Source organism: Blautia difficilis, assembly GCF_014297245.1.
In the GTDB taxonomy this organism is placed as follows: domain Bacteria; phylum Bacillota; class Clostridia; order Lachnospirales; family Lachnospiraceae; genus Blautia_A; species Blautia_A difficilis.
Genome location: NZ_JACOQG010000034.1, coordinates 1 through 20,598 on the forward strand (window position 1 = coordinate 1; position 20,598 = coordinate 20,598).

The following is a 20,598-nucleotide window of genomic DNA, read 5'->3' on the forward strand; positions in this document are numbered from 1 at the left end:
CAGAGCTTGGATGCTGCATAGCACATATGCCCGATGAGGTTCGCATATTCCCGGCTGACCTTTATGGATGTTTTCTTTGACAGCAGCATTTCCTCTCCTCCATCGTATCAGTACGCTTTGCTCTGATGTTCGATATACCTGCGGATATTTTCTTCCGATACAGATCCGACCGTTTCCACATAATAGGAATGGTTCCACAGTTACCCTTTCCAAAGCTGGTTTCTTATTTCCGGAAAACGTTCGAAAAGTTTCCTGCCGGAAATCCCCTTCAGGTATTTCACTGACCATACCATATGATAATTAATATTACACACACAAGTACGGTAATGTATAAGATTTTCTTTCATACATATATAATACCATGATATCAAAAATTCCGCAATAAAATATCGAACATATTTTCTTTTTATAATGCTGGATACAGCTTTTTATAGGGAGAACTTAAATGAAAAACTAAATTCCGGTTTTGGACCCCCGGGGGTGCGGACAGAATCCTGGACCAAATAAGTTTTAGGAGGTTCATATGTATTCATACGAAGACCGTATCCGCGCTGTAAAGTTTTATATTAACTGTGGTTACAATGCTGCGTATACTGTACGTAAATTGGGGTATCCTGATGTGACCAATTTAAAGCACTGGTACCGTGAGTACTCTCAGTACAATGATCTGCATCAAGGTCGTAAGAAAGTCAGCAAATTTTCTGATAAAGAGAAACGAGATGCTGTTGATTACTACTTTAGTCACGATTGTAATGCATTGAAGACGGTTAAGAATCTAGGGTATCCCAGTCGACCACTTCTCATTCAATGGGTTAAAGAACTTTATCCAGAAGAAGGAGAAAGATGTTGTAAATCTTTTAAACCACATGTAAGATGTTCTCAAGAGGAAAAAATCCAGGCAGTTATGGAATCATGCAGAGGTAACTTAAAGATATCACAAATTGCTGAGATATACGGTGTTACCCCTTCTGCGGTTTCCACTTGGAGAAAAGAGCTGCTTAGCGAAGGGAGAATATTGAAAATGCAACAACCCTCTGCTAATGATAAATCTATTGATGAACTGATGCGCGAAAAGGCTGAATTAGAAGCAAAAGTCAAACGCCACGAACGCGATGTATACAAGTTGCAATTAGAACGAGATGTCCTTGAAAAAGCCGGTGATATCTTAAAAAAAGAGAAGGGCATCAGTCTCGATAAATTGACAAATCGCGAAAAAGTATTCTTGATTGATGCCCTACGAAATCAATATAAGTTAAATGAACTATTACCGATTCTAAGGCTCTCTAAAAGCAGTTATTGTTATCAGGTACAATGCATAAAACGTGAAGATAAATATAAAGAGATTCGCGAGAAAATAAAAGTACTCTTTGTGCACAATAAGGAAAGATATGGCTATCGGCGTATACATTGTCTGCTAAAACGAGAGGGCATTATTGTCTCTGAAAAAGTCGTTCGTCGTATAATGAATGAGGAACAACTACTAGTAAAAACAACAAAGAAACGTAAATACAACTCATATAAAGGTGAATTAAGTCCAGAGGTTGAAAATGTAATCAATCGCGATTTTTCAGCACCTCAACCAAATCAGAAGTGGCTTACCGATATAACTGAATTTCATATACCTGCAGGAAAAATTTATCTTTCGCCTATAATAGATTGCTTTGATGGTATGGCTGTTTCGTGGACAATAGGAACTTCACCAAATGCTGAGCTGGCGAATACCATGCTTGTCAACGCAATTGACACATTGAAAGATAATGAACGTCCTTTGGTTCATTCGGACAGAGGTTGTCATTATCGATGGCCAGATTGGATAAACTTGATGGATGGGGCTGCACTGACCCGTTCTATGTCAAAAAAAGGATGTTCTCCGGACAATTCTGCATGTGAAGGGTTCTTTGGCCGCCTCAAGAATGAAATGTTTTATAACAGAAACTGGAATCATATTTCTATAGAATCGTTCGTTAATGAACTTGATAAATATATGCACTGGTATAATGAAGATCGAATCAAAATGTCACTTGGTGGAATGAGCCCACTTGAGTATAGACGTAGTCTAGGAATAGCAACTTAGTCCAAGAAAACGTCCGCACCCCCCCAATAATCCACAGATGGAATTTAGTTTTTCATTTAAGTTTTTAGTTTTTTTCAACATTCCAGACAAATCAGAGGGGATACTGCAATGTATAATGTGCATTGCCGGTATCCCCTCTGATTTATTCAACCATTATTCACAATTTTTTATTTCATTTTAACTTTTCTGACATTTGACCATTCGCTGAATGTTTTTGAATTATCCTCAGAAGTACGGTTCCATGCATGTAAACCAATATAATAAGTGCCTGATTTAACGTTCTTAAATGTAACAGTTACTGTATTTCCTTTTATCTTTTTTACATAATAATTCTCTCCGGAAACAGCAGGGCGCTTCTGTCCGTTAGTTCTGGTAAGGGTGTCACTGAGAACAACATCATATCCCTGAGAGTTTTTGCTCTTCGTATATTTTACTGTCACTGTGGAACCTTTCACGGTTACTTTACTGATTACAGGTGTCTGTGGCGTAATGGCACTCACATCTACTTTATGGATCTCAGACCACTGTCCAAATACTTTTTTGCCATCTTCACCCTTAAGCCATGCGTGACACGCTACATACCAGGTTCCCTTATCCATATATGCAAACGCAGACTTCAGTTCTTTCTGATTTTTCAAAACCTTTGTATACTGTCTTGTTTTAAGCATATCCTCAGAGGTACCGATTACATAATCATAGTTAAGAGCACCCTTACACTCTTCATTCAGCACCATTTTTACAGAGTTTTTGGAAACAGATACATTCTTTATAACTGCTTTTGCAGGTCTGGTATAATTTCCGTCTGAATCTGTGATACTTCCGTCTGTACTGTAGATATTTCCTTTTGTATCTGTTACAGTTTCATCTTTATTTACAGTTGGCTTTTTACCATCTGCATCAGGTGTCAGCTTCGTGCCATCCGGAAGTGTTACAGTTCCATCTGAACTGATCACGATTCCTTTTGGTGTAACGAGATTTCCATTCTTATCTTTCTCAGTCCCCTCCGGGTAAGTATCCGGTATCGGAGTAACAGTTGGTGCTGGCGTTACTGATGGATTTACTGATGGTGATGGATTTACCGACGGTGATGGAGTTACTGACGGTGACGGACTTACCGATGGTGATGGATTTACGGTCTGTATGATTGTAGTGTCTGATATGGTACAGTTCTGAATTTTATTATCCGGTGTTTCTGTAATGTTACTCCAATATGTATCCGGAGCAGATTCACTGTTGGAAGTCATTTTTTTACCATTTACCGCTGTTCCTTTTGTAGAAGGAGATATAGTGACAGATTCAGTATACGCTTTACCTGGTTCTGCGTTTTTGTTCATAAATGAATAAGTAGAACCTCCTTCCAGATATGCTTTTGCTGTTTCTACATTTCCGGTGCCCTCAACTGCATTACCACCGTTATCACCATCTCCTCGTCCTGCAACAGCAATCAACGTTCCTGCTCCGGAAATCTTTCCGTTGTCAAGAATCACCGCTGCACCGCCAACTGAAGTAGTTGCTATGTTTCCTCCACCGTATGCTGCAAGCTGGCTGCCCTCGCCAATAGTAAGTGTCCCGCTGCTGACTTTCAGGGCCGGCTGTCCGCTGTAGTTTTTTCCTGTGGCAGCTTCATCACCTTTGATATATACTTTTCCTTCCACCTTTACATTTCCGTTTGTAACAACAACGGGTGATGTATTGTGACGTGCCTGTGTTCCATTGGGAAGGAAATTAGTGTTGGAGTAGATCATGGAATTCTTTATGGTCGCTCCATTATTCAGAATCAGCTGTCCATTGATTGAAGTACCTGTCAGGAATTTTCCGCTATAATCATCATGGTTGACAGATATTGTTCCACCATTTTCTACTTCAATCTGTCCATATATGGAAGAATCTCTCAGATTCAATGTTCCGCCATTTTCTACTTTTATCTTCACACTGCTGAGAACCTTCATATTGACCATTGTAAGGTTACATCCATCCGGTATGATCAATGTCTGAGTTGTAGCTTCTCCCTCTGAAACAGCATATCCCAGTTCTCCATATGTACCGCTGGTATGAGAGCCATACCAGGCTTTAATCTCTGCCGGGACTGTTACAATATCATCTGTATCATTAAAATCAGGAATTACCCATGGATCCATATCGTACATATATTTTCCATCTGCAGTCTTGGTTGCATTTTCAAGCTTCAGATGATCTGCCAGTTTTTCCTTAGTACTGTAAACCTTGAAAGTAAGCTCATTACTTGTTACTGTACGCCCTGATTCATCAGTTACTGTAACACTGACAGGATATGTACCGATTTCAGCAGGAGTTCCGCTGAGAGACAGAGAACTGTCATATGTGGAATACATCCCTGCCATTCCACTTTTACTGTCAATGTTTACCTTTGTATTCTTTGTGTCAATTTTTACACTTGTTTTTGTTAACTCCTTCCAGTCATCTTCAACAGGTTCCTTCCCATCCGGAAGATCTGCCGCTTCCACAACTACATTACTGTTTTTGTTGGATGAAACAGAAGTGGATGCACCTGAAACTGCATCGTATTTCTTCTGCCCTGTAACAGCGCTTTCGAAGTATCCTTTTAATCTGACATGAAGAGTGTTCACTCCGTTGGATGCACCGTTAATATTAGTTTTATCGGAATCAGTTGCAACAACTGTGAAGGCATTTCCCTCTGCATTTACCTTAAGATAAAGTTCTTTATATCCATCACTTTTTATTGTAATGACATTTCCAGTGTGAAGTACAGTTGAATCAAATACAACACGATTCTCACTGCTGTCTGGATAATATGCATTTCTGCCAAATAATGCTGCTGCAGAATTTGTTTTATCCCATTTTGTCCCATCTACAGATATTTCTGTGATTTTACTGATGTAATCAGAATCAGTATTTTCATCAGCTGGTTTAATGATCTTGTAGTCTGTATATGAAATTTCCACTTGATCTCCCACAAATGTTGGTGCATCTTTGGTCTGTTCAGGTTCAGACTGTGAAGTTACTTTTTCAACAGCCCATTGCTTTCCGGTTCCTGTTACCTTTAAAGTAAGATCCTTGTATCCGGTACTGGTGATTACAATTCTATCATCTTGACTAATCGAATTCGATGTATAGAGCTGAATCTTATGATCAGTCGTAAGTAGCTTATATGTTTTTTCAGTCGCCTCCCAACTATATTTTATTGGACTCCACTGCGCATCATTCACAGTAATTTTAGCAATATGAGTTATATAATCCTCACTGCAATTCAAATAAAGATCTCCCCAGTCATATTCTGCCGTCACCTCCGGCGGTTCTTTCGCACTTTGTGTACCCTTATCCTGAGCTGCCTGTACATTGTCCTGCTCATCCGCAAAATCTGGTGTTCCCGATCCATCACTAAAGGAATCATCATCTGCCTCCTGTGTGATCGTTGAATCCGTAGTCATTGAATCTGTAAATATGTCTGTTGCACATACCGGTACAGAAGCAATCATATTTGCCGCAATTGCCATAGACATCAGAATTGCCATTCTTTTCTTCATCTGTTTCTTTCTCCTCCTGTAATATGATATCAGGGGCAAAAGACATTTCGTCCCTGACTTAAAGCTATCTGTGCATCATCTCATTTCAGATGAAGCGGATAAAATCCTCCGATTCATCTCAGTTCTTCAATAGAAGTTTAAATGAGCAAATCACGCAATAGTTTGCTTCAGTTAACTCTGTTGGTTAGTATATTCTAACCCGTGTGAAAATGCAAGAAAATTCTCATGCCACTGTTGAGAAAGTATCTCATAAATCAGGCAGTATCCTGTTGACAAATTTCATCCTGCCCGGCCAAAATCCTCGGTTGGTACGGGGTTTCTGATATAATAGAGCTGCCCGTTCGGAGGGTAAATCTACCTTTCTGTACTTGACCATGGAAGAATCGTAGAAAGCCAGCAATACGGAAGAGTATTTTATGTATTGTTCATGGATTGGGAAGATATGCATATTCGTTACAGTGATAAATTTTCTGAATAATAAATTGCAAATTACGCTTAAACGACGAAAAAGATGCCCAGGAATGGTATCAATCGGCAATGCAGGTGTTTGCTGATGCCCCTCTCCAATAAGGTCCATTAACATTCTTTTTATTTATGGCATATGTCAATTATGCGATTGACGCATCTAAAAAAAACAAGTATACTATGTTCGTAAAGGAGATAACGGTTATGAACTTCGAAAATTATTTTCCACTATGGAATGACTTAAATACAGCACAGAAAAAACTAATTTCAGACAATTTAATCACACAGTATGTAAAAAAAGGAACAATCATTCACAATGGAAACCTGGATTGTACTGGATTATTACTGGTTAAATCCGGGCAGCTTCGAACCTACATGCTTTCAGATGAAGGACGAGAGATTACACTTTACCGTCTGTTCGATATGGATATGTGTCTTTTATCCGCCTCATGTATCATACGCTCCATTCAATTTGAAGTAACCATTGAAGCAGAAAAAGATACTGATCTTTGGATCATTCCTGCTGAAATCTATAAGGGCATCATGAAGGAATCTGCTCCTGTCGCAAACTATACCAATGAGTTAATGGCTACCCGTTTTTCTGATGTCATGTGGCTGATTGAACAAATCATGTGGAAGAGTTTGGATAAGCGTGTTGCTTCATTTCTTTTAGAAGAAACCTCTATCGAAGGAACAAACGAGCTGAAAATCACTCATGAGACGATTGCTAATCATCTTGGTTCCCACAGGGAAGTTATCACTCGAATGCTTCGATACTTTCAAGGCGAGGGTCTCGTCAAACTCTCCCGCGGCAAAATCACAATCCTTGATTCAAAAAGACTGGAAACACTCCAAAGGTCATAAAATTGTTTTTCTGTAACATATAAAGAAGAATCCGCCATTTATCAGAATTATGAAAGTCATTCTAATAAATGGGGGATCTTTTTATATTACGAGAAAATTATAAAAATATTATGATTATTTTTTATAATCCATACCGCATGCATATGCCCTTTCGATCAGCGCACGGTCATTAACCACTGCATCATAGAAGCGGAATCCACCGGAAAAGTTATATGTTTCATATCCATTTCCTTCCAGAATACGGCTGGCAATGTAACTGCGCAGACCACTTTGGCATATCAGATACACAGGCTTTCCTTTCTCAATTTCGTTAATTCGTTCCCTCAGTTCATCTACAGGAATATTGTTGAATCCATCCATATGACCCCTGTTAAATTCACCTACCGTTCTCACATCCAGCAACACCACATTTTGATCTTTAGAAATCTTATCCATATCTTCCAAATGCCATTGTTTTAAGGTACCTTTCGCTATATTGTCTATCATGAATCCAGCCATATTTACAGGATCCTTGGCAGAGGAATAAGGCGGTGCATATGCGAGATCTAAATCTTTCAGCTGGGTTGCCTTCAGCCCTGCATGAATTGCTGTTGCCAGCACATCAATACGTTTATCAACGCCTTCATATCCAATAATCTGAGCACCAAGCAAACGATAGGTTTCTTTTTCAAAAACCACCTTCATGGTCATCACTTTTCCACCAGGATAGTAACCGGCATGACTCATAGGAGAAAGAATTACTGTATCTACCTCTAATCCTGACTTTTTGGCATTGGTTTCATTGATACCTGTAGTGGCTGCTGTCATATCAAATACTTTGATAACGGAGCTTCCCTGACTGCCCAGGTAACGACTATCACCACCACAAATGTTATCCGCGATGATCCTGCCCTGTTTATTAGCAGGTCCCGCTAAAGAAATCAGCGCATCATCACCCGTAACATAATGTTTTACCTGAACTGCATCACCTGCTGCATAAATATCCGGTACAGAAGTTTCCATTCTGTCATTCACTACAATACTTCCCTTGATGCCAAGTTCCAGACCAGCTTCTTTTGCTAATGCTGTGTCTGGTGTGACTCCGATTGCTAGCACCACCATATCAGCCTGAAGGGATGGATTATCTTTTAATAAGATCTCCACTCCATTGTCTTTTCCTTTAAATCCTTCTACTGTATAGCCTAGTACCAGTTTTATTCCATGCTTTCTCATTTCATTATGGATCATGGATGCCATATCCGGGTCAAATGGATTCATCAGCTGCTTAGGCCGCTGGACAATCGTAACATCCATGCCAAGCTCCCTCAAATTTTCTGCCAGCTCTAAACCAATAAAACCGCCGCCAGCCAATACAGCCGATTTTGGATGATTCTTATTTATATATTCCTTTATCCGAAAAGTATCTTCTACAGTACGAAGTGTAAATAGTTTATCAATACCTACTCCAGGAAGTCTCGGCTGTGTTGGCTTTGCACCTGGAGAAAGGATCAGCTTATCGTAATTTTCTTCAAATATTTCACCGTTTTCTAAATTCTTCACTGAAACCGTTTTACGTTCCGGATGTATGGAGATAACTTCATGATGAATTTTCATGTTAATACGGAAGCGTTTAAAAAAACTCTCTGGTGTCTGTAGTGTAAGTTCTTCCGGGTCTGTGATCACGTCTCCAATATAATATGGAAGTCCACAATTTGCATAGGATATGTATCCGGATCTTTCAAACACAGTAATTTCAGCGTGTTCATTCAGTCTGCGTATTCTTGCTGCGGCTGTAGCTCCTCCGGCTACACCTCCTACAATTATTACCTTCATCTTATTTTTCCACCTTTCCTGAGTAAGCTGCAATGCCACCGATATTATTTACTTTAGAATATCCCATTCGTTGCAGTATCCCAGTTGCCTGGCGACTTCGTAAACCGGAATAACAGTATACAAACAGTGGAATTTCTGTATTCTTCACTACTGAAACAACATTGTTAAGTTGTTGTAACGGTACATTTTTACTTTCTGGTATATGCCCTTCCTGATATTCCTGCGGAGTACGTACATCCAGCAGAACTGCACCAGCAGTCCTTTTATATTCCTCTATCCCTTGATTAATATTCGCCTGTTTAAGGAAATCAAAAAATCCCATTAGTGCACCTCCTCCTTAAAGCATTTCTAAAATTGCATTCTTAGGTCTCGCACCTGAAACCTGTTGTACGATCTTCCCATTCTTCATAACCACCAAAGTTGGGATACTCATAATACTAAATTCACTTGCCAGTTCAGGCTGCTCATCCACATTGATTTTACCAACTCTGATATCAGGGCGTTCACCTGCAATCTCCTCTATGATAGGAACCACCATACGACAAGGAGCACACCAAGGCGCCCAAAAATCCAAAAGGACAGGTTTATCAGAATTCATTACTTCACTCTGGAAATTATTTTTATTGATATTAATTGCAGTCATTTTATAATCCTCCCTATCATTTCTTTGTGGCTTTATTATAATCTGAATTTTATTTCTTTTCTGTGATGACATCACCATACCACATTGACTTAACTTCTTGCCATACCATCTACACTTAATATAACACCTGTAATGTAACTCGCCTCATCTGAAGCAAGAAACACAAACGCATTGGCAATATCTTCTGGCTGTCCAAGACGACGCAATGGAATTCTTTCAATCATAGGTTCGATAACTTCCTTTGGCACGGCCTTCATCATATCAGTTTCTGTAATCCCAGGTGCAACAGCATTAACACGAATACCTTTAGGTCCTAGTTCTCTTGCTAATGATACAGTCAATCCGTTTACTGCAAACTTGGACGCAGGATAAGCAAACCCACTTGGCTGTCCAGAAATACTCACCATGGAAGAAGTTGAGAGAATGACCCCCTTGCCTCTTGCCACCATACATTCTGCAGCTACACGAGTAGTATTAAATACTCCTTTTACATTTAGATCCATGACTTTATCAAAAGTCTCCTCTGTATAATCCATAAAAGAGGTGTTTTCTGAAATCCCTGCATTATTTACCAGTATGTCGACACATCCATATTTTTCAGTTGCCTCTTTAAAAGCCTTTCTGACAGACTCCATGCTTGCCAGATTTGGACTAATTCCAGCAACTATTGCATTGGGATATTTTTCTTTTAATTTATCTACAGCAATATCTGCCGATTCCTGTGAACTTGCTGCCAACACAACTGAAGCACCTTCCTTCAAGAATTTATCAGCTGTAGCAAATCCTATACCACGGCTTCCACCCGTAATGATTGCAACTTTATCTTTTAATCTCATTTAGACTACCTCCTTACTTTGTTTGTAGTTACATTATAAGCAAAAGGTAAATCATTTTCTGTGATATCATCACAAACTATCGCAATAAAAAACCCTGTTGCTCACACGCACCAGGGTTTTTGTTTATTTATCCGTATTTAAATAATCAGAATTTTATTCAACTTCTGAAAACTGATCTTTTCCAACATTACATAATGGGCATTCAAAATCTTCTGGAACGTCCTCCCACTTTGTTCCTGGTGCAATACCACCTTCAGGATAACCTTCCTCTTCATCATATTCCCATCCGCAAACGTCACATACATATTTCATTAGTTTGTTCCTCCTTATAAATATATTACTATTGTATCTGAATTATTTTGTAATCTTAGCACGAATGTCAAGTGTTTTTAACATTTCCAGAACCCATGAAGATTGCAGTATGCGTATACTTCTTCTACATATTCTCCATCGCAAAGACAAAAATCTGCTACCGGCTCCTGCCCTGGATTTAACTGTTTTCTATATATTCCCTGGTTTGTATTTAATGTAATCCACTCGATGAAATGCTCTTCAAGCATTGGATGTTTTGTCTCTCCGACCACGACATGAACCTGACTGCCTTCTCTTCTTTGTAATAATCTCCTTCTCTTTAATAGTTCTCTTCACGTACTTCGAAATAACTCTGTGGATGGTTACATACTGGACATATCTCAGGTGCCTTTGTTCCTAGCACAACATGCCCACAGTTACGGCATTCCCATACCTTTACTTCACTCTTTTCAAACACCTGTGCAGTTTCAATATTCTTAAGAAGTGCACGATATCTCTCTTCGTGGTGCTTCTCAATCTGTTTATTGTCAATAGATAATAGTAATAATTACTATTATTATAATAATCAATATTACTGATTACCTTTTATTTAAAATAATCATTCAATCATCATTTTTTCCGTTCAAAAACATATTCTGCATCTGATGATAAATCAGAGCGGAATGAATAGCCTAGTCTATCAAATTTCTTAATATCCTCAGGATTTTCAATTCTGTTTTCAGCCATGAACCTAACCATTTCACCACGGGCCATCTTAGCATATGTACCTTTTGTCACCAGTTTATCTCCTGATAACTCACAAAATGTAATCGTAATGTATCTATCCTGTCGTGTCAGATATTTTTCTATGCACTTAGAGTATTCTTTCGATGCCAGATTGATTATAATCCTGCTGTTATCAATCACTGAGCGGTATAATAAATCTCCCCAGTACTCATACAGATTTTTTGTTTCTCCTATTCCAACCTTCGCCTGCATTTCCAAACGATAAGGCGTCACACCATCCCTTGGTTTTAACACACCATAAAATGCAGATATTATTCTCAAATGATTTTGTACATACTCGAACTGACTGTCCTCAAACACGGATGGAGCCATATATTGAAAAGCAATTCCTTCATATGATAAGACAGCTGGGGTAAGTAAATGATAAAGATCCATGTTTTCCAATCTATTGAAGTTCTGTTCTGTAATTTTGTCATTACATTTCCAGATAGTCTTCAGTTCTTCTTTTGACTTACTTTTCAACCAACTTTGTATCTCTGTCGTCTTTTCAATAAATTCAGGCAATCCATCCGGCGCTATGCTGTCAGTATCTGTAATCATCTTTTTAGCAGGGGATAATATTATCTTCATTAATCTAATTCCTTAAGCATATTTTCAGGATCATCTGCAGCCTTGACTTTATCATTTGCCTTTATAATAATCCCCTGTTCATCAATAAGATATGTAGTTCTTACTACACCCATAGATACTTTTCCATAATTTTTCTTTTCTTTCCAGACATCATATGCTTCAATAACTTTACGCTCCGGATCTGCTAATAGCGTAAATGCCAGTCCGTATTTTTCTTCAAATCTCTTGTGAGACGCTACAGAGTCCTTGCTTACTCCGAGAATAACAGCTCCCTTCTCAGTAAACTGTGGATAACGCTCAGAAAAGCCACATGCCTGCTTCGTACATCCTGGTGTATTATCCTTTGGATAAAAATATAAGATCACTTTTTTCCCTGCATAATCGCTTAATTTATGCACTTCTCCGTTCTGATCCGGCAATTTAAAATCCGGTGCTTTTATTCCTAACTCTAACATTTACTATTCCTCAGCTTTTGTATTTTTCACCTGTTTTCTTGTTCTTTTATTACCCGAAATCATTTTATGACCAGAATAGACTGCCATAATCATGCATATCAGAGAGCCAAATGCAAAGTATTTGTGTGCTGCTTTTAACCCTTTATATCCTGTATAAAAAGTTCCAATCATTGTGATTAAAGCTCCTACTGACCAATATTTATGTGCTTTCATGTAATTCCTCCATTTTTTCAGTGTATTCAATTCTAATTATACGCTACCATATTCCTATGTCAATTTGATAATAGAGCATTCCTATAAAATTTTTCAAAATATCATTGTCAAAACTATGTATTGTTATCCTTTAATTTTTCTTTGAAATAATTGACAAAGAGCTTGCTTTCAGGAGATTACTATTTAATCTCTTTTCCATCTATATATAGTTGAAATTTATCAGGATTATTGACAACATCATAGTCCTTTCCGTATTCTACAGGTCTATATTCGGCTGTCATTACCGATTCCCCGTCTTCAATATCCTCTTTCCATAAATAGATGTTCATATCAATGCTCGTCGCATATCCTCTGTCTGTGGAGAATTTTGTCGAATGAAAAGAGACTTTACAATTTAAAATTGGATAAAAAGGACAAAAAAAGAAGAGCTGCTTGCTCTTCCCATATAGTAGTAGTAAAATAATATGTCATGCCAGCGCAATATATTACCTAGAATATCGCTATAACAGGAAAGGGGCTGCATTGTGACAGCCCCTAGTTTACTTCATCACGTTGTCTACATTCTGAGTGAACTCGTTCCCTGGTTTATTTTAGCATCGGTCTGGATTTTGTTTCATAAAGATAAATTTTGCCACAGAGCGGTCGTATGTTTTAATGTGTCCAAACAGCCAGTCGATTACATTTTTCTGTACAAGTTCACTGAACCGATCTGTTGGTCCTTCATACTCCTGAAGGTATTCATACAGTTCCTGAATTGTCTTTTTAAACTCTTCATGTTTTTCATAATGTTTTTCACGCTCTGGATAACCGGCTTTTTCCTGAAGTGCTTCTTCTTCTTTAAAATGAAAGTCAGTATACTCGTTAAGATAATCCAGAAGTTTGATCGCCTTTACCTTGCTGTCGCCATTTTGACAGGCAATTACAAAGTTCTGAATACGGTCAATCAATTCTTTGTGCTGTGTATCGATTGTTTTATTTCCTGTTACTAAATTGTCATCAAAGGTAATGTTTAAATCGTAAGTCATAATTTGACCTCCATTTCTTTTATATGTTCTCTTAGACTCTTTTAATGTCTGGCAGTTTCGTACCTGCATTTTCTTCTTAGTCTTCTACAGGAACGAAAACATCTTTTCCTAATCCGCAGATTGGGCATGTCCAGTCATCTGGAATATCCTCAAATGCAGTTTCTGGATCGATACCAGCGTCTGGATCTCCTACTGCCGGATCATAAATATATCCACATGGTTCACATTCATATTTTATCATAGTCATTTTCCCTTTTCAATGTCGATTTATTTTTTTTACCAAGTTCATAGCAATTTTTTCTAACACTTTGTTTCTTGTATATCTGTATTTTACATGATAATTATTCTCTTGTCAATAATAGTAATTATTATTATTATTACACTTAGCATAAACTGATATTTGAATTGCAAATTTACATATTGTATATATCATGGGAATAGTTGAATAAAAAAATGAACTCTATTCATTAAAGACAGAGTTGCTGGAAATTATTTCTCTCCAACAACTTTTTTCGTCTTTAAGTCCTTGAAACACAATACTGTCCAATCAGATTCATCCAACTGTTATATTTATTCTTTTCACACACCTTTCGGCAAATTTCATTTTCCATCAATACACAGAACATCTTATCATAATCAAATGCCCAAACAGCACCATTCACATGGTTTTCCACTGCTTTCTGATCTATGTTCTTTAAACGTGTGACCATTTTTTCAATTTCTCCATTTCTCAAGTTACCGATATTTTTGCAGATAAACCGAAAGAAATTCAACGTTGCATATTCGTCATGCCAATGGAACTCTTCTGGATTGTTTTTAATTTTACTGACTCGCTGCTGTTCTTTGATTATCTGATCAGCTACACCTTTCATCGAATCTTCGTATCTCATATTACTCACCTACTCTTCCTCAACGCCCAGTGACGGTTTAAATCTTTTATCCTTTGCCTGCGGTACCACGATCTCATAAAAATAAAATCCTAAATATCCAAGTGCCTGCTTCTTCATTTTATAAAAAGAAGTCCTGCCTATTCCTAACTCCTGCTGTACTTCCACATCTGTTTTATTATAATGACTGCAAAAACAGGAATGAAGGATTTCACTGAGCATCACACCATTCGGTGCATAGAACTTCACCAGTGTCATTCCACGATAGATCATATCAGACAAGCCATAAATGATCATCAGGTTATTCATTTCCCGGTGCATCTTTGGCACATTCAGCTGATTGTTATAAATGCTCAGATAACTCAATGCATATGCCATATCTTCATTGATTTTCTCCTGGCACTCCATATCCAGTTCTTCCAATACAACCTAGTTTTCTAAAATCAGTTTCTGATAGCTTGTCATCAGTTCTTTAATATCAGTATAATGTCTTTCGATTGTAACTTCCAGATAATCCTGTGCATGACTTGCCATCTGGAAGGTAATTTCTTTCATTGATTTAATTGCATAATCTCTGTCTGTCATCAGTTTCAAAATCTCCTTATCATCATCACACTAACTGGCGGTCTTTCAGACCAGTTCGCTTTCCCCATGATTTTGATGGGAAGCAATTACTTACTACAATTTGCAGAAGCGGATATCCAAAAGGCATTGTGGGAGCTGCCTTTGCTGACCGAAATCCATCTTCTTATGTAAAACCTGCAGGAATATAAAGGGAAAGTGACTATCCCTGCCGGTTAATAATCCAAATAATATCGTCTATACCAATCTCTCCTTATGCTGTTTTTCTCTCCATAAACCATTTATCCACTTCGTAAAACAAGTGGCTTTCCTGCCCCTGTATCATACAGGTATACATCATTCCTACACCGCCTGCCTTTTTGCTGGCGCATCGCTCAATTTTCAAAATTCTGTCAATACTATATTTTCTTCCATCCTCCCATGTAAAAAATATGGGAACCAGCTGTCCGTCTTTCCGGAACTCTGCCACTACATCTACATATACTTTGTTCATGCCGACACCTCACTATAAAATCTCGATTGCTCTTGGCGATGCCGGGATTCTGCGGATATATCCATTTTGCTCCAACTGCTTGATTCTAGAAAAAGCAGATGATGTTGATCTTACTCCGATCAGTTTTCCAAATTCCCGAACTGTCGGCGGGTATCCATGCTCCTTCGTATAATTCAAAATACACTGATAACTTTCTTTCTGTTTTCTGGTTAATACTTTTTTCAAATCTATCCCTCCAATTACCCATGAAAATAACTGTGTGGATGGATCGTGTGCGTACCAGCGTCTAAGTGGGATAAGACTTTATCCTGATACATTGCCGCTCGCTGTATACTGAAATAACCAAAACGTCGTCTGATCTCATCTACAGTACGATCCAGCTTCTCTAACTTTTCCTTTTTCTCCTGATTTCCAAATAAATCCAACTGCACGGGAATATCATCTAACACAAGATCCGCAGCTCTGATTCCCAGGCTTCTAATGGGATGTTCCCATTTGTAATTATCTTTAAATAGCTGAAATGCTGCAGTTACAATCTCGTTTGTAATATTCGTTGGCTGTCGTAAATGTATCTGTCTGGAAAAACTATACAATCCATTATCTCGAACTGTAATTTCTACTGTTTTGCATTTAAATCAATGTTTCCGCAATCGTGCAGCTACACTTTCTGCCAATGCTATTTGAATGATCCAGACATCCAGATCATTTTCCAGATCTCTCGGTGTTGTAGTGCTATTACCTATCGACTTTATTGGTGCTTCATATCCTTCCTTGCAAACCGGATCTTCATCCCAGCCATTTGCGAAAGCCCATAATACATTTCCTATTTTTCCAAAATGACTCTCTAACAACTTTTCGTCTGATTCCGCAAGTTGCCCGATTGTCCGGATTCCAAGTTTTTGCAATTTCTTATTTGTCTGTCTTCCGACATAAAGCAAATCTGACGCTGGAAGCTGCCATGTCCTGTCTTTATAATTTTCTCGATTAAACTCTGTGATTGCATCCGGCTTTTTATAATCTGAACCAAGTTTCGCATAAATCTTATTCCAGGAAATTCCAATACTTACCGTTACACCCAGTTCGTATTTAATCCGATGGCTGATTTCTCTTGCAATCGTCATTCCGCTTCCTTTCAGATTTCTGCTGTCCGATACATCCAGCCAGGCTTCATCAATTCCATATGGCTCGATCTTGTCCGTATACTCCGAATAAATTTCTCTTGCCATCTGTGAAAATCTCAAATACAAATCCATCCGTGGTGGTACAAATATGATTTCCGGACAAATCTGTTTTGCCTGCCATAATGCCATTCCGGTTTTTACTCCTTTTTTCTTGGCAATATAATTTGCTGTCAGTACAATTCCATGTCTGGCTTCCGGATCGCCACCGACTGCCAGAGGCATTCCGGCAAATTCCGGATGATGTAACATTTCTACACTGGCATAAAAACAGTTCATATCACTATGCAGGATCACACGCTCACTCAAACTTTTCACCTCCCAGCTGTTTCCTTCAACATAATGTCTTATCAATCTCTGTATGTTTAGTATATATCGACATTTCGGAGATAGTCAAGTGACATCTTGGTTGTATTTTCTCCATTTTGGAGATTATTGTTGATTTTATTTCTAACATACGGTATAATGCATATAGAAAATTCAAATAGAAATGAGGCGAACAAATGCGTGATTTCGGGGAAATATTAGCAGAAAATAGAAAAAAGAAAGGATACTCTCAATCAGATCTGGTAGACCTGCTTTCTCAGGAAGGTATTCAGGTCACTACAAAAGCAATCTCCAAATGGGAGACCAATGCACGAGAACCAGCTTTACATGTTTTCCTGACACTTTGCCAGTTACTTGATATCGAAGATATATATGAATCCTTCTTTGGAGAAAACCCATATAACATTATGAGTGGATTGAATGAAGAAGGCAGAAATAAATTGATTGAATTTGCTGATATTTTGAAAGCTTCTAAAAAGTTTTCTCCACTGTCTGCAAAGATTATCCCATTCCATCATCCTGTAGAAATTACCTGGGAACCAGTTTCTGCTGGTACTGGAAATTACCTGGAGGATTCTGTAAAAGAAACCTATGACGTAGGACACCTTGCTCCTGAGCAGACTGACTTTGGTGTACGGATTTCCGGTGACAGTATGGAGCCACTTTATCATACAGGCGATGTTGCATGGATTCAAAAAAAAGATTCTCTTGCTAATGGTGAAATTGGAATCTTCTATCTCAACGGCAATACTTACATCAAGGAATTACACGATGAGCCAGATGGTGTTTATCTGATCTCTTTAAATCAAAAATATCGTCCTATCCAGGTTTTGGAATCTGACTCTTTTAAGATATTTGGAAAAGTAATCGGGAAATGCAAAGGTGCAGAAATTCCGGGATTTCATTAGATTTCAACAGCAGGTTCATGATCCTGCTGATAACAATAAGCAAAGGAAGTGATTGAATGGCAATCAATAATACACTAAAAGATATTCGTGAAGAACGGAATCTCATTCAAGCAGATTTGGCTGAAGCCATAGGTTCCTGCAGCCAGACTATAGGCCGCATCGAACGTGGAGAACGTAATCCCTCTCTTGAGATTGCAATCCGGCTGGCACATTACCTGAAAGTGCCTGTAGAAGATATTTTTCAAATTGAAGACTGAAGCACAACAGCCAGAAAACCGAGGAGTAAAATCCCCGGTTTTCCTTTTGTTCAAAAATCACTGTAATCCACTTACATTTTCTTCTTTTCTGCCTGCTCCGTCAATCAGATCATAACTCATATCTAAAAAGTCCAGTACCTTTGCTTCACTGACTGAACCATCCAGTAAAATCGTGATCCAGTGCTGCTTGTTCATATGGTATCCAGGTAAAAATCCATAAGTTTGAATAATCATATTTGTCATATCCGGATCACACTTTACGTCCATGATATCAACCGGCTCTTTTCCATCTAATCCCAGTTTCGATTTTTCAACCGTCATGATCATTGCATACCATTTTCCATTTTTATGTCGGAGTACTGCACTGTCCGGTAGTTTACTCCATAGATATTCCGGAAGTGTGCCATACTGTTTCTGCACATATTCAAATATTTCTTCTTTCTTCACAACTCATTCAACTCCTGATTCTTCTAATATCCTGTCCATAATCATACCACATTTTTGTTCCCTATACTACCTGTCAAATTCTTTTGCATTTTCCCGATTCTCCTGACTTTAACTAATAGAGGAGTAAAACAGCAAGGACAGGAAGTGAGGATACACTTCCGGGAAATCCCAATTTAGGGTACCCTGCCCTAAATTGAAAAACGCTGAAAGCAGCGATACTACTGCCCTCTCAGAAAGGAGAAATTACCAATGGCTGAAAGAAAACGAAACAAAGAAATCCATTTTTATGTCACAGATGAAGAGCGGAAGCTGATCCGCAGGAAGATGATAGAATCAAAGACCAAAAACATGGGAGCTTATCTGCGGAAAATGGCAATCGACGGTTACATCGTCAACACCGATACCACTCCACTGAAGAAACAGTATGAGGAAATGCACAAGATTGGCGTAAATATCAACCAGATTGCGAAAAAGTAAACAGCACCGGAGATCTGTATCCGGAAGAAATGAAAGAATTGAAAGAGATGATGAAAGAATTATGGCGTATCTTAAGATCTTCCCCATTAAAGTAACAGACAAGAAAGCTCTGGACTACATCACGAATCCAGATAAAACAGATGAAAAACTGTTAGTTTCCAGTTTTGGCTGTTCCCCAGAAACTGCAGATCTTGAATTTTCTATGACAAGAGAAATGGCAAAAAAGAATGGAATGGACAAAGGCGATAACCTGGCATTTCATCTGATCCAGTCATTTAAACCTGGAGAAGTTGATGCCGAAAATGCCCATCGCTTAGGGCAACAATTTGCAGACGAAGTACTGAAAGGAAAATATGAATACGTGATCAGCACCCATGTTGATAAAAATCATATTCATAACCACATCATCTTTAATGCAGCAAGTTTTGTTGATCATCACAAGTATGTTTCCAATAAGCGGAGCTACCATAAAATCTGCCGGATCAGTAATCGCATCTGCCAGGAAAATTGCAAATCTGCTAAAAATCCAAAAGCTTACCGTACCAAGCATCAGGCAGAATACCAGCTCCACGATTCACTAAAAAAAGAGCTTCAGGATCTCGATGTTACCAAAATCCCAAGCTCTAATAAAATCCAGAAGCAAATTGAAAATCTTGAATCTGAACAGGCTGCTACCCTCCGGGAAAAACAGGAATTGCAGAAAAAGCAGAATACACTGGATATCATTCAGCAGAATTTCACTGCGCTACTCAATGCTCCAGAGATCAGTTCAGACTTACTTCCGACAAAAAGGGAACCTGTTTCTGTCACAAGAGATAAATAAGAGTACACTAGCAAATCACTCATTTTCTTCCAAATCTTCCCAAGGTTTCAGACCCATTTCCTCCCAGGTGACACCATACGGTGCACCTCCGGAGGTATAACCGGCAATAAAGAAAAATCGGTCATCTTGCAAGATTTCTTCTTTGGTCAGATTATCCCTTGCTTCTTTTTTCCGTTTTGCTCGCTTCTGCTACTTCTTTTGTTTCGCAACAGCTTCTTTTCATTCCATTGTTTTCCAAAAGGTTCACTTCCATCAGCGTTTTCATGGGGGGGGGTACAGTATGACATTAGATACATCATTATGAAACGGTATATTTTTCAGAATTTTTCTCCTATGGTACAATGCCTTCCCAGCTTCATCACCCCGTTACGTAAAGAGTCATTTTGAAGCTCTTCCTGAATATATTGTGCCACTGCATTGTCGTGCAGCAATGCACACTCTGCCAGATCCTGCAGGCTTTGACCCTGTATACCCATTTTTTCAGCAGTACAAACCGCCATATGTGCCACACGTTTAGAATGATTGTTTGTTACTTTAATCAGCTCTGCCTCTACACAGTCCAATGCATATGAGCAGGCTGCTAATAACCCCAGCACATCAAATTTCATTTTTGATCTTGTCTCCTCCTTTGTTCTGTTTT

Annotated in this window: 25 protein-coding genes and 4 pseudogenes; 6 read left to right on the plus strand and 23 right to left on the minus strand. The window is 38.5% G+C overall.

What is annotated here, in order from left to right:
* Window positions 1-107 precede the first annotated feature (107 nt).
* Window positions 108-347, minus strand: a pseudogene (gene tnpA / locus H8Z82_RS14825) (IS200/IS605 family transposase).
* Window positions 348-523: 176 nt separating this feature from the next.
* On the opposite strand from tnpA, the gene H8Z82_RS14830 reads away from it, so the two are divergent.
* Window positions 524-2,074 carry an IS3 family transposase gene (locus tag H8Z82_RS14830; RefSeq protein WP_186995550.1) on the plus strand — a complete coding sequence of 517 codons (1,551 nt, stop codon included), beginning with the start codon at window positions 524-526 and terminating at the stop codon, window positions 2,072-2,074.
* Between the two features lie 167 nt (window positions 2,075-2,241).
* Here H8Z82_RS14830 and H8Z82_RS14835 read toward each other — a convergent pair whose 3' ends face one another.
* Window positions 2,242-5,598 carry a hemoblobin-interacting domain-containing protein gene (locus tag H8Z82_RS14835; RefSeq protein ID WP_186995551.1) on the minus strand — a complete coding sequence of 1,119 codons (3,357 nt, stop codon included), beginning with the start codon at window positions 5,596-5,598 and terminating at the stop codon, window positions 2,242-2,244.
* A 645-nt stretch (window positions 5,599-6,243) separates the two neighbouring features.
* On the opposite strand from H8Z82_RS14835, the gene H8Z82_RS14840 reads away from it, so the two are divergent.
* A complete protein-coding gene (locus H8Z82_RS14840; RefSeq protein ID WP_044997044.1) occupies window positions 6,244-6,927 on the plus strand; it encodes a Crp/Fnr family transcriptional regulator in 684 nt (227 codons plus the stop codon).
* A gap of 114 nt (window positions 6,928-7,041) precedes the next feature.
* Here the strand turns inward: H8Z82_RS14840 and H8Z82_RS14845 are convergent, their stop codons facing one another.
* The 19 genes and pseudogenes from H8Z82_RS14845 to dinB form a co-directional block, all read right to left on the minus strand.
* Window positions 7,042-8,739 (minus strand): FAD-dependent oxidoreductase, encoded by a 1,698-nt coding sequence (locus H8Z82_RS14845; RefSeq protein ID WP_118631026.1) that lies wholly within the window; start codon window positions 8,737-8,739, stop codon window positions 7,042-7,044.
* A gap of 1 nt (window position 8,740) precedes the next feature.
* Complete coding sequence (locus tag H8Z82_RS14850; protein WP_118631025.1) at window positions 8,741-9,061, minus strand: rhodanese-like domain-containing protein; 321 nt, start codon at window positions 9,059-9,061, stop codon at window positions 8,741-8,743.
* Between the two features lie 15 nt (window positions 9,062-9,076).
* On the minus strand, window positions 9,077-9,382 hold the full coding sequence (gene trxA, locus H8Z82_RS14855; RefSeq protein WP_117854274.1) for a thioredoxin: 306 nt from the start codon (window positions 9,380-9,382) through the stop codon (window positions 9,077-9,079).
* An 89-nt stretch (window positions 9,383-9,471) separates the two neighbouring features.
* The gene (locus tag H8Z82_RS14860) at window positions 9,472-10,218 is read right to left on the minus strand and encodes an SDR family NAD(P)-dependent oxidoreductase (RefSeq protein ID WP_019161209.1); all 747 of its coding nucleotides are present in this window, start codon (window positions 10,216-10,218) and stop codon (window positions 9,472-9,474) included.
* Between the two features lie 153 nt (window positions 10,219-10,371).
* Window positions 10,372-10,530: a rubredoxin gene (locus tag H8Z82_RS14865; RefSeq protein WP_005339874.1), complete on the minus strand. Its 159-nt coding sequence runs from the start codon at window positions 10,528-10,530 to the stop codon at window positions 10,372-10,374.
* Between the two features lie 77 nt (window positions 10,531-10,607).
* Window positions 10,608-10,778 carry a desulfoferrodoxin family protein gene (locus H8Z82_RS14870; RefSeq protein WP_408610039.1) on the minus strand — a complete coding sequence of 57 codons (171 nt, stop codon included), beginning with the start codon at window positions 10,776-10,778 and terminating at the stop codon, window positions 10,608-10,610.
* Between the two features lie 71 nt (window positions 10,779-10,849).
* Window positions 10,850-11,050, minus strand: a pseudogene (locus H8Z82_RS17420) (rubrerythrin family protein); the annotation flags it as partial.
* Window positions 11,051-11,139: 89 nt separating this feature from the next.
* Entirely contained in the window at window positions 11,140-11,886 is a 747-nt protein-coding gene (gene yaaA, locus H8Z82_RS14875; RefSeq protein ID WP_005421606.1) for a peroxide stress protein YaaA, read from the minus strand.
* A complete protein-coding gene (gene bcp / locus H8Z82_RS14880) occupies window positions 11,886-12,341 on the minus strand; it encodes a thioredoxin-dependent thiol peroxidase (protein ID WP_118247816.1) in 456 nt (151 codons plus the stop codon). Before bcp ends, yaaA begins: the two co-directional genes overlap by 1 nt.
* A gap of 3 nt (window positions 12,342-12,344) precedes the next feature.
* A complete protein-coding gene (locus H8Z82_RS14885) occupies window positions 12,345-12,554 on the minus strand; it encodes a DUF6219 family protein (protein WP_008708189.1) in 210 nt (69 codons plus the stop codon).
* Window positions 12,555-12,733: 179 nt separating this feature from the next.
* Entirely contained in the window at window positions 12,734-12,883 is a 150-nt protein-coding gene (locus H8Z82_RS14890) for a hypothetical protein (protein ID WP_015524977.1), read from the minus strand.
* A gap of 261 nt (window positions 12,884-13,144) precedes the next feature.
* Complete coding sequence (locus H8Z82_RS14895; RefSeq protein ID WP_019161195.1) at window positions 13,145-13,579, minus strand: bacteriohemerythrin; 435 nt, start codon at window positions 13,577-13,579, stop codon at window positions 13,145-13,147.
* 76 nt (window positions 13,580-13,655) lie between these two features.
* Complete coding sequence (rd, locus tag H8Z82_RS14900; protein WP_020993356.1) at window positions 13,656-13,820, minus strand: rubredoxin; 165 nt, start codon at window positions 13,818-13,820, stop codon at window positions 13,656-13,658.
* 277 nt (window positions 13,821-14,097) lie between these two features.
* Window positions 14,098-14,469: a hypothetical protein gene (locus H8Z82_RS14905; RefSeq protein WP_008708198.1), complete on the minus strand. Its 372-nt coding sequence runs from the start codon at window positions 14,467-14,469 to the stop codon at window positions 14,098-14,100.
* A gap of 9 nt (window positions 14,470-14,478) precedes the next feature.
* Window positions 14,479-14,874 carry a hypothetical protein gene (locus H8Z82_RS14910; RefSeq protein WP_015524973.1) on the minus strand — a complete coding sequence of 132 codons (396 nt, stop codon included), beginning with the start codon at window positions 14,872-14,874 and terminating at the stop codon, window positions 14,479-14,481.
* Between the two features lie 21 nt (window positions 14,875-14,895).
* The gene (locus tag H8Z82_RS17425; protein ID WP_242986925.1) at window positions 14,896-15,051 is read right to left on the minus strand and encodes a hypothetical protein; all 156 of its coding nucleotides are present in this window, start codon (window positions 15,049-15,051) and stop codon (window positions 14,896-14,898) included.
* A 250-nt stretch (window positions 15,052-15,301) separates the two neighbouring features.
* Window positions 15,302-15,541, minus strand: coding sequence for a hypothetical protein (locus H8Z82_RS14915; RefSeq protein WP_117677473.1), 240 nt, complete (start codon window positions 15,539-15,541; stop codon window positions 15,302-15,304).
* 12 nt (window positions 15,542-15,553) lie between these two features.
* The gene (locus tag H8Z82_RS14920) at window positions 15,554-15,766 is read right to left on the minus strand and encodes a LexA family protein (protein WP_020993357.1); all 213 of its coding nucleotides are present in this window, start codon (window positions 15,764-15,766) and stop codon (window positions 15,554-15,556) included.
* Window positions 15,767-15,780: 14 nt separating this feature from the next.
* Window positions 15,781-17,028, minus strand: a pseudogene (dinB, locus tag H8Z82_RS14925) (DNA polymerase IV).
* 194 nt (window positions 17,029-17,222) lie between these two features.
* Between dinB and H8Z82_RS14930 the strand changes: the two are divergent.
* Both H8Z82_RS14930 and H8Z82_RS14935 read left to right on the plus strand, forming a co-directional pair.
* Window positions 17,223-17,954 carry a helix-turn-helix domain-containing protein gene (locus H8Z82_RS14930; protein WP_008688138.1) on the plus strand — a complete coding sequence of 244 codons (732 nt, stop codon included), beginning with the start codon at window positions 17,223-17,225 and terminating at the stop codon, window positions 17,952-17,954.
* Between the two features lie 56 nt (window positions 17,955-18,010).
* Window positions 18,011-18,211, plus strand: a complete 201-nt coding sequence (locus H8Z82_RS14935) for a helix-turn-helix transcriptional regulator (protein WP_008688136.1) — start codon at window positions 18,011-18,013, stop codon at window positions 18,209-18,211.
* A gap of 57 nt (window positions 18,212-18,268) precedes the next feature.
* On the opposite strand, the gene H8Z82_RS14940 is transcribed toward H8Z82_RS14935, so the two are convergent.
* A complete protein-coding gene (locus H8Z82_RS14940; RefSeq protein ID WP_119244230.1) occupies window positions 18,269-18,658 on the minus strand; it encodes an MmcQ/YjbR family DNA-binding protein in 390 nt (129 codons plus the stop codon).
* 249 nt (window positions 18,659-18,907) lie between these two features.
* On the opposite strand from H8Z82_RS14940, the pseudogene H8Z82_RS14945 reads away from it, so the two are divergent.
* Both H8Z82_RS14945 and H8Z82_RS14950 read left to right on the plus strand, forming a co-directional pair.
* Window positions 18,908-19,230 (plus strand): annotated as a pseudogene (locus H8Z82_RS14945) (MobC family plasmid mobilization relaxosome protein).
* Window positions 19,197-19,958, plus strand: coding sequence for a relaxase/mobilization nuclease domain-containing protein (locus H8Z82_RS14950; RefSeq protein ID WP_119244231.1), 762 nt, complete (start codon window positions 19,197-19,199; stop codon window positions 19,956-19,958). The pseudogene H8Z82_RS14945 and the gene H8Z82_RS14950 overlap by 34 nt, the downstream one beginning before the upstream one ends.
* A 317-nt stretch (window positions 19,959-20,275) precedes the next feature.
* Here H8Z82_RS14950 and H8Z82_RS14955 read toward each other — a convergent pair whose 3' ends face one another.
* Window positions 20,276-20,566, minus strand: coding sequence for an HD domain-containing protein (locus H8Z82_RS14955; protein ID WP_019161203.1), 291 nt, complete (start codon window positions 20,564-20,566; stop codon window positions 20,276-20,278).
* Window positions 20,567-20,598: the final 32 nt, after the last annotated feature.

Excerpts from the sequence above, each read along its gene's own strand:
- H8Z82_RS14830 (WP_186995550.1), top strand. The coding sequence starts at position 524 with ATGTATTCATACGAAGACCGTATCCGCGCTGTAAAGTTTTATATTAAC.
- H8Z82_RS14835 (WP_186995551.1), bottom strand. The coding sequence starts at position 5,598 with ATGAAGAAAAGAATGGCAATTCTGATGTCTATGGCAATTGCGGCAAAT.
- H8Z82_RS14840 (WP_044997044.1), top strand. The coding sequence starts at position 6,244 with ATGTTCGTAAAGGAGATAACGGTTATGAACTTCGAAAATTATTTTCCA.
- H8Z82_RS14845 (WP_118631026.1), bottom strand. The coding sequence starts at position 8,739 with ATGAAGGTAATAATTGTAGGAGGTGTAGCCGGAGGAGCTACAGCCGCA.
- H8Z82_RS14850 (WP_118631025.1), bottom strand. The coding sequence starts at position 9,061 with ATGGGATTTTTTGATTTCCTTAAACAGGCGAATATTAATCAAGGGATA.
- trxA (WP_117854274.1), bottom strand. The coding sequence starts at position 9,382 with ATGACTGCAATTAATATCAATAAAAATAATTTCCAGAGTGAAGTAATG.
- H8Z82_RS14860 (WP_019161209.1), bottom strand. The coding sequence starts at position 10,218 with ATGAGATTAAAAGATAAAGTTGCAATCATTACGGGTGGAAGCCGTGGT.
- H8Z82_RS14865 (WP_005339874.1), bottom strand. The coding sequence starts at position 10,530 with ATGAAATATGTATGTGACGTTTGCGGATGGGAATATGATGAAGAGGAA.
- H8Z82_RS14870 (WP_408610039.1), bottom strand. The coding sequence starts at position 10,778 with ATGCTTGAAGAGCATTTCATCGAGTGGATTACATTAAATACAAACCAG.
- yaaA (WP_005421606.1), bottom strand. The coding sequence starts at position 11,886 with ATGAAGATAATATTATCCCCTGCTAAAAAGATGATTACAGATACTGAC.
- bcp (WP_118247816.1), bottom strand. The coding sequence starts at position 12,341 with ATGTTAGAGTTAGGAATAAAAGCACCGGATTTTAAATTGCCGGATCAG.
- H8Z82_RS14885 (WP_008708189.1), bottom strand. The coding sequence starts at position 12,554 with ATGAAAGCACATAAATATTGGTCAGTAGGAGCTTTAATCACAATGATT.
- H8Z82_RS14890 (WP_015524977.1), bottom strand. The coding sequence starts at position 12,883 with ATGAACATCTATTTATGGAAAGAGGATATTGAAGACGGGGAATCGGTA.
- H8Z82_RS14895 (WP_019161195.1), bottom strand. The coding sequence starts at position 13,579 with ATGACTTACGATTTAAACATTACCTTTGATGACAATTTAGTAACAGGA.
- rd (WP_020993356.1), bottom strand. The coding sequence starts at position 13,820 with ATGATAAAATATGAATGTGAACCATGTGGATATATTTATGATCCGGCA.
- H8Z82_RS14905 (WP_008708198.1), bottom strand. The coding sequence starts at position 14,469 with ATGAGATACGAAGATTCGATGAAAGGTGTAGCTGATCAGATAATCAAA.
- H8Z82_RS14910 (WP_015524973.1), bottom strand. The coding sequence starts at position 14,874 with ATGGAGTGCCAGGAGAAAATCAATGAAGATATGGCATATGCATTGAGT.
- H8Z82_RS17425 (WP_242986925.1), bottom strand. The coding sequence starts at position 15,051 with ATGACAGACAGAGATTATGCAATTAAATCAATGAAAGAAATTACCTTC.
- H8Z82_RS14915 (WP_117677473.1), bottom strand. The coding sequence starts at position 15,541 with ATGAACAAAGTATATGTAGATGTAGTGGCAGAGTTCCGGAAAGACGGA.
- H8Z82_RS14930 (WP_008688138.1), top strand. The coding sequence starts at position 17,223 with ATGCGTGATTTCGGGGAAATATTAGCAGAAAATAGAAAAAAGAAAGGA.
- H8Z82_RS14935 (WP_008688136.1), top strand. The coding sequence starts at position 18,011 with ATGGCAATCAATAATACACTAAAAGATATTCGTGAAGAACGGAATCTC.
- H8Z82_RS14950 (WP_119244231.1), top strand. The coding sequence starts at position 19,197 with ATGGCGTATCTTAAGATCTTCCCCATTAAAGTAACAGACAAGAAAGCT.
- H8Z82_RS14955 (WP_019161203.1), bottom strand. The coding sequence starts at position 20,566 with ATGAAATTTGATGTGCTGGGGTTATTAGCAGCCTGCTCATATGCATTG.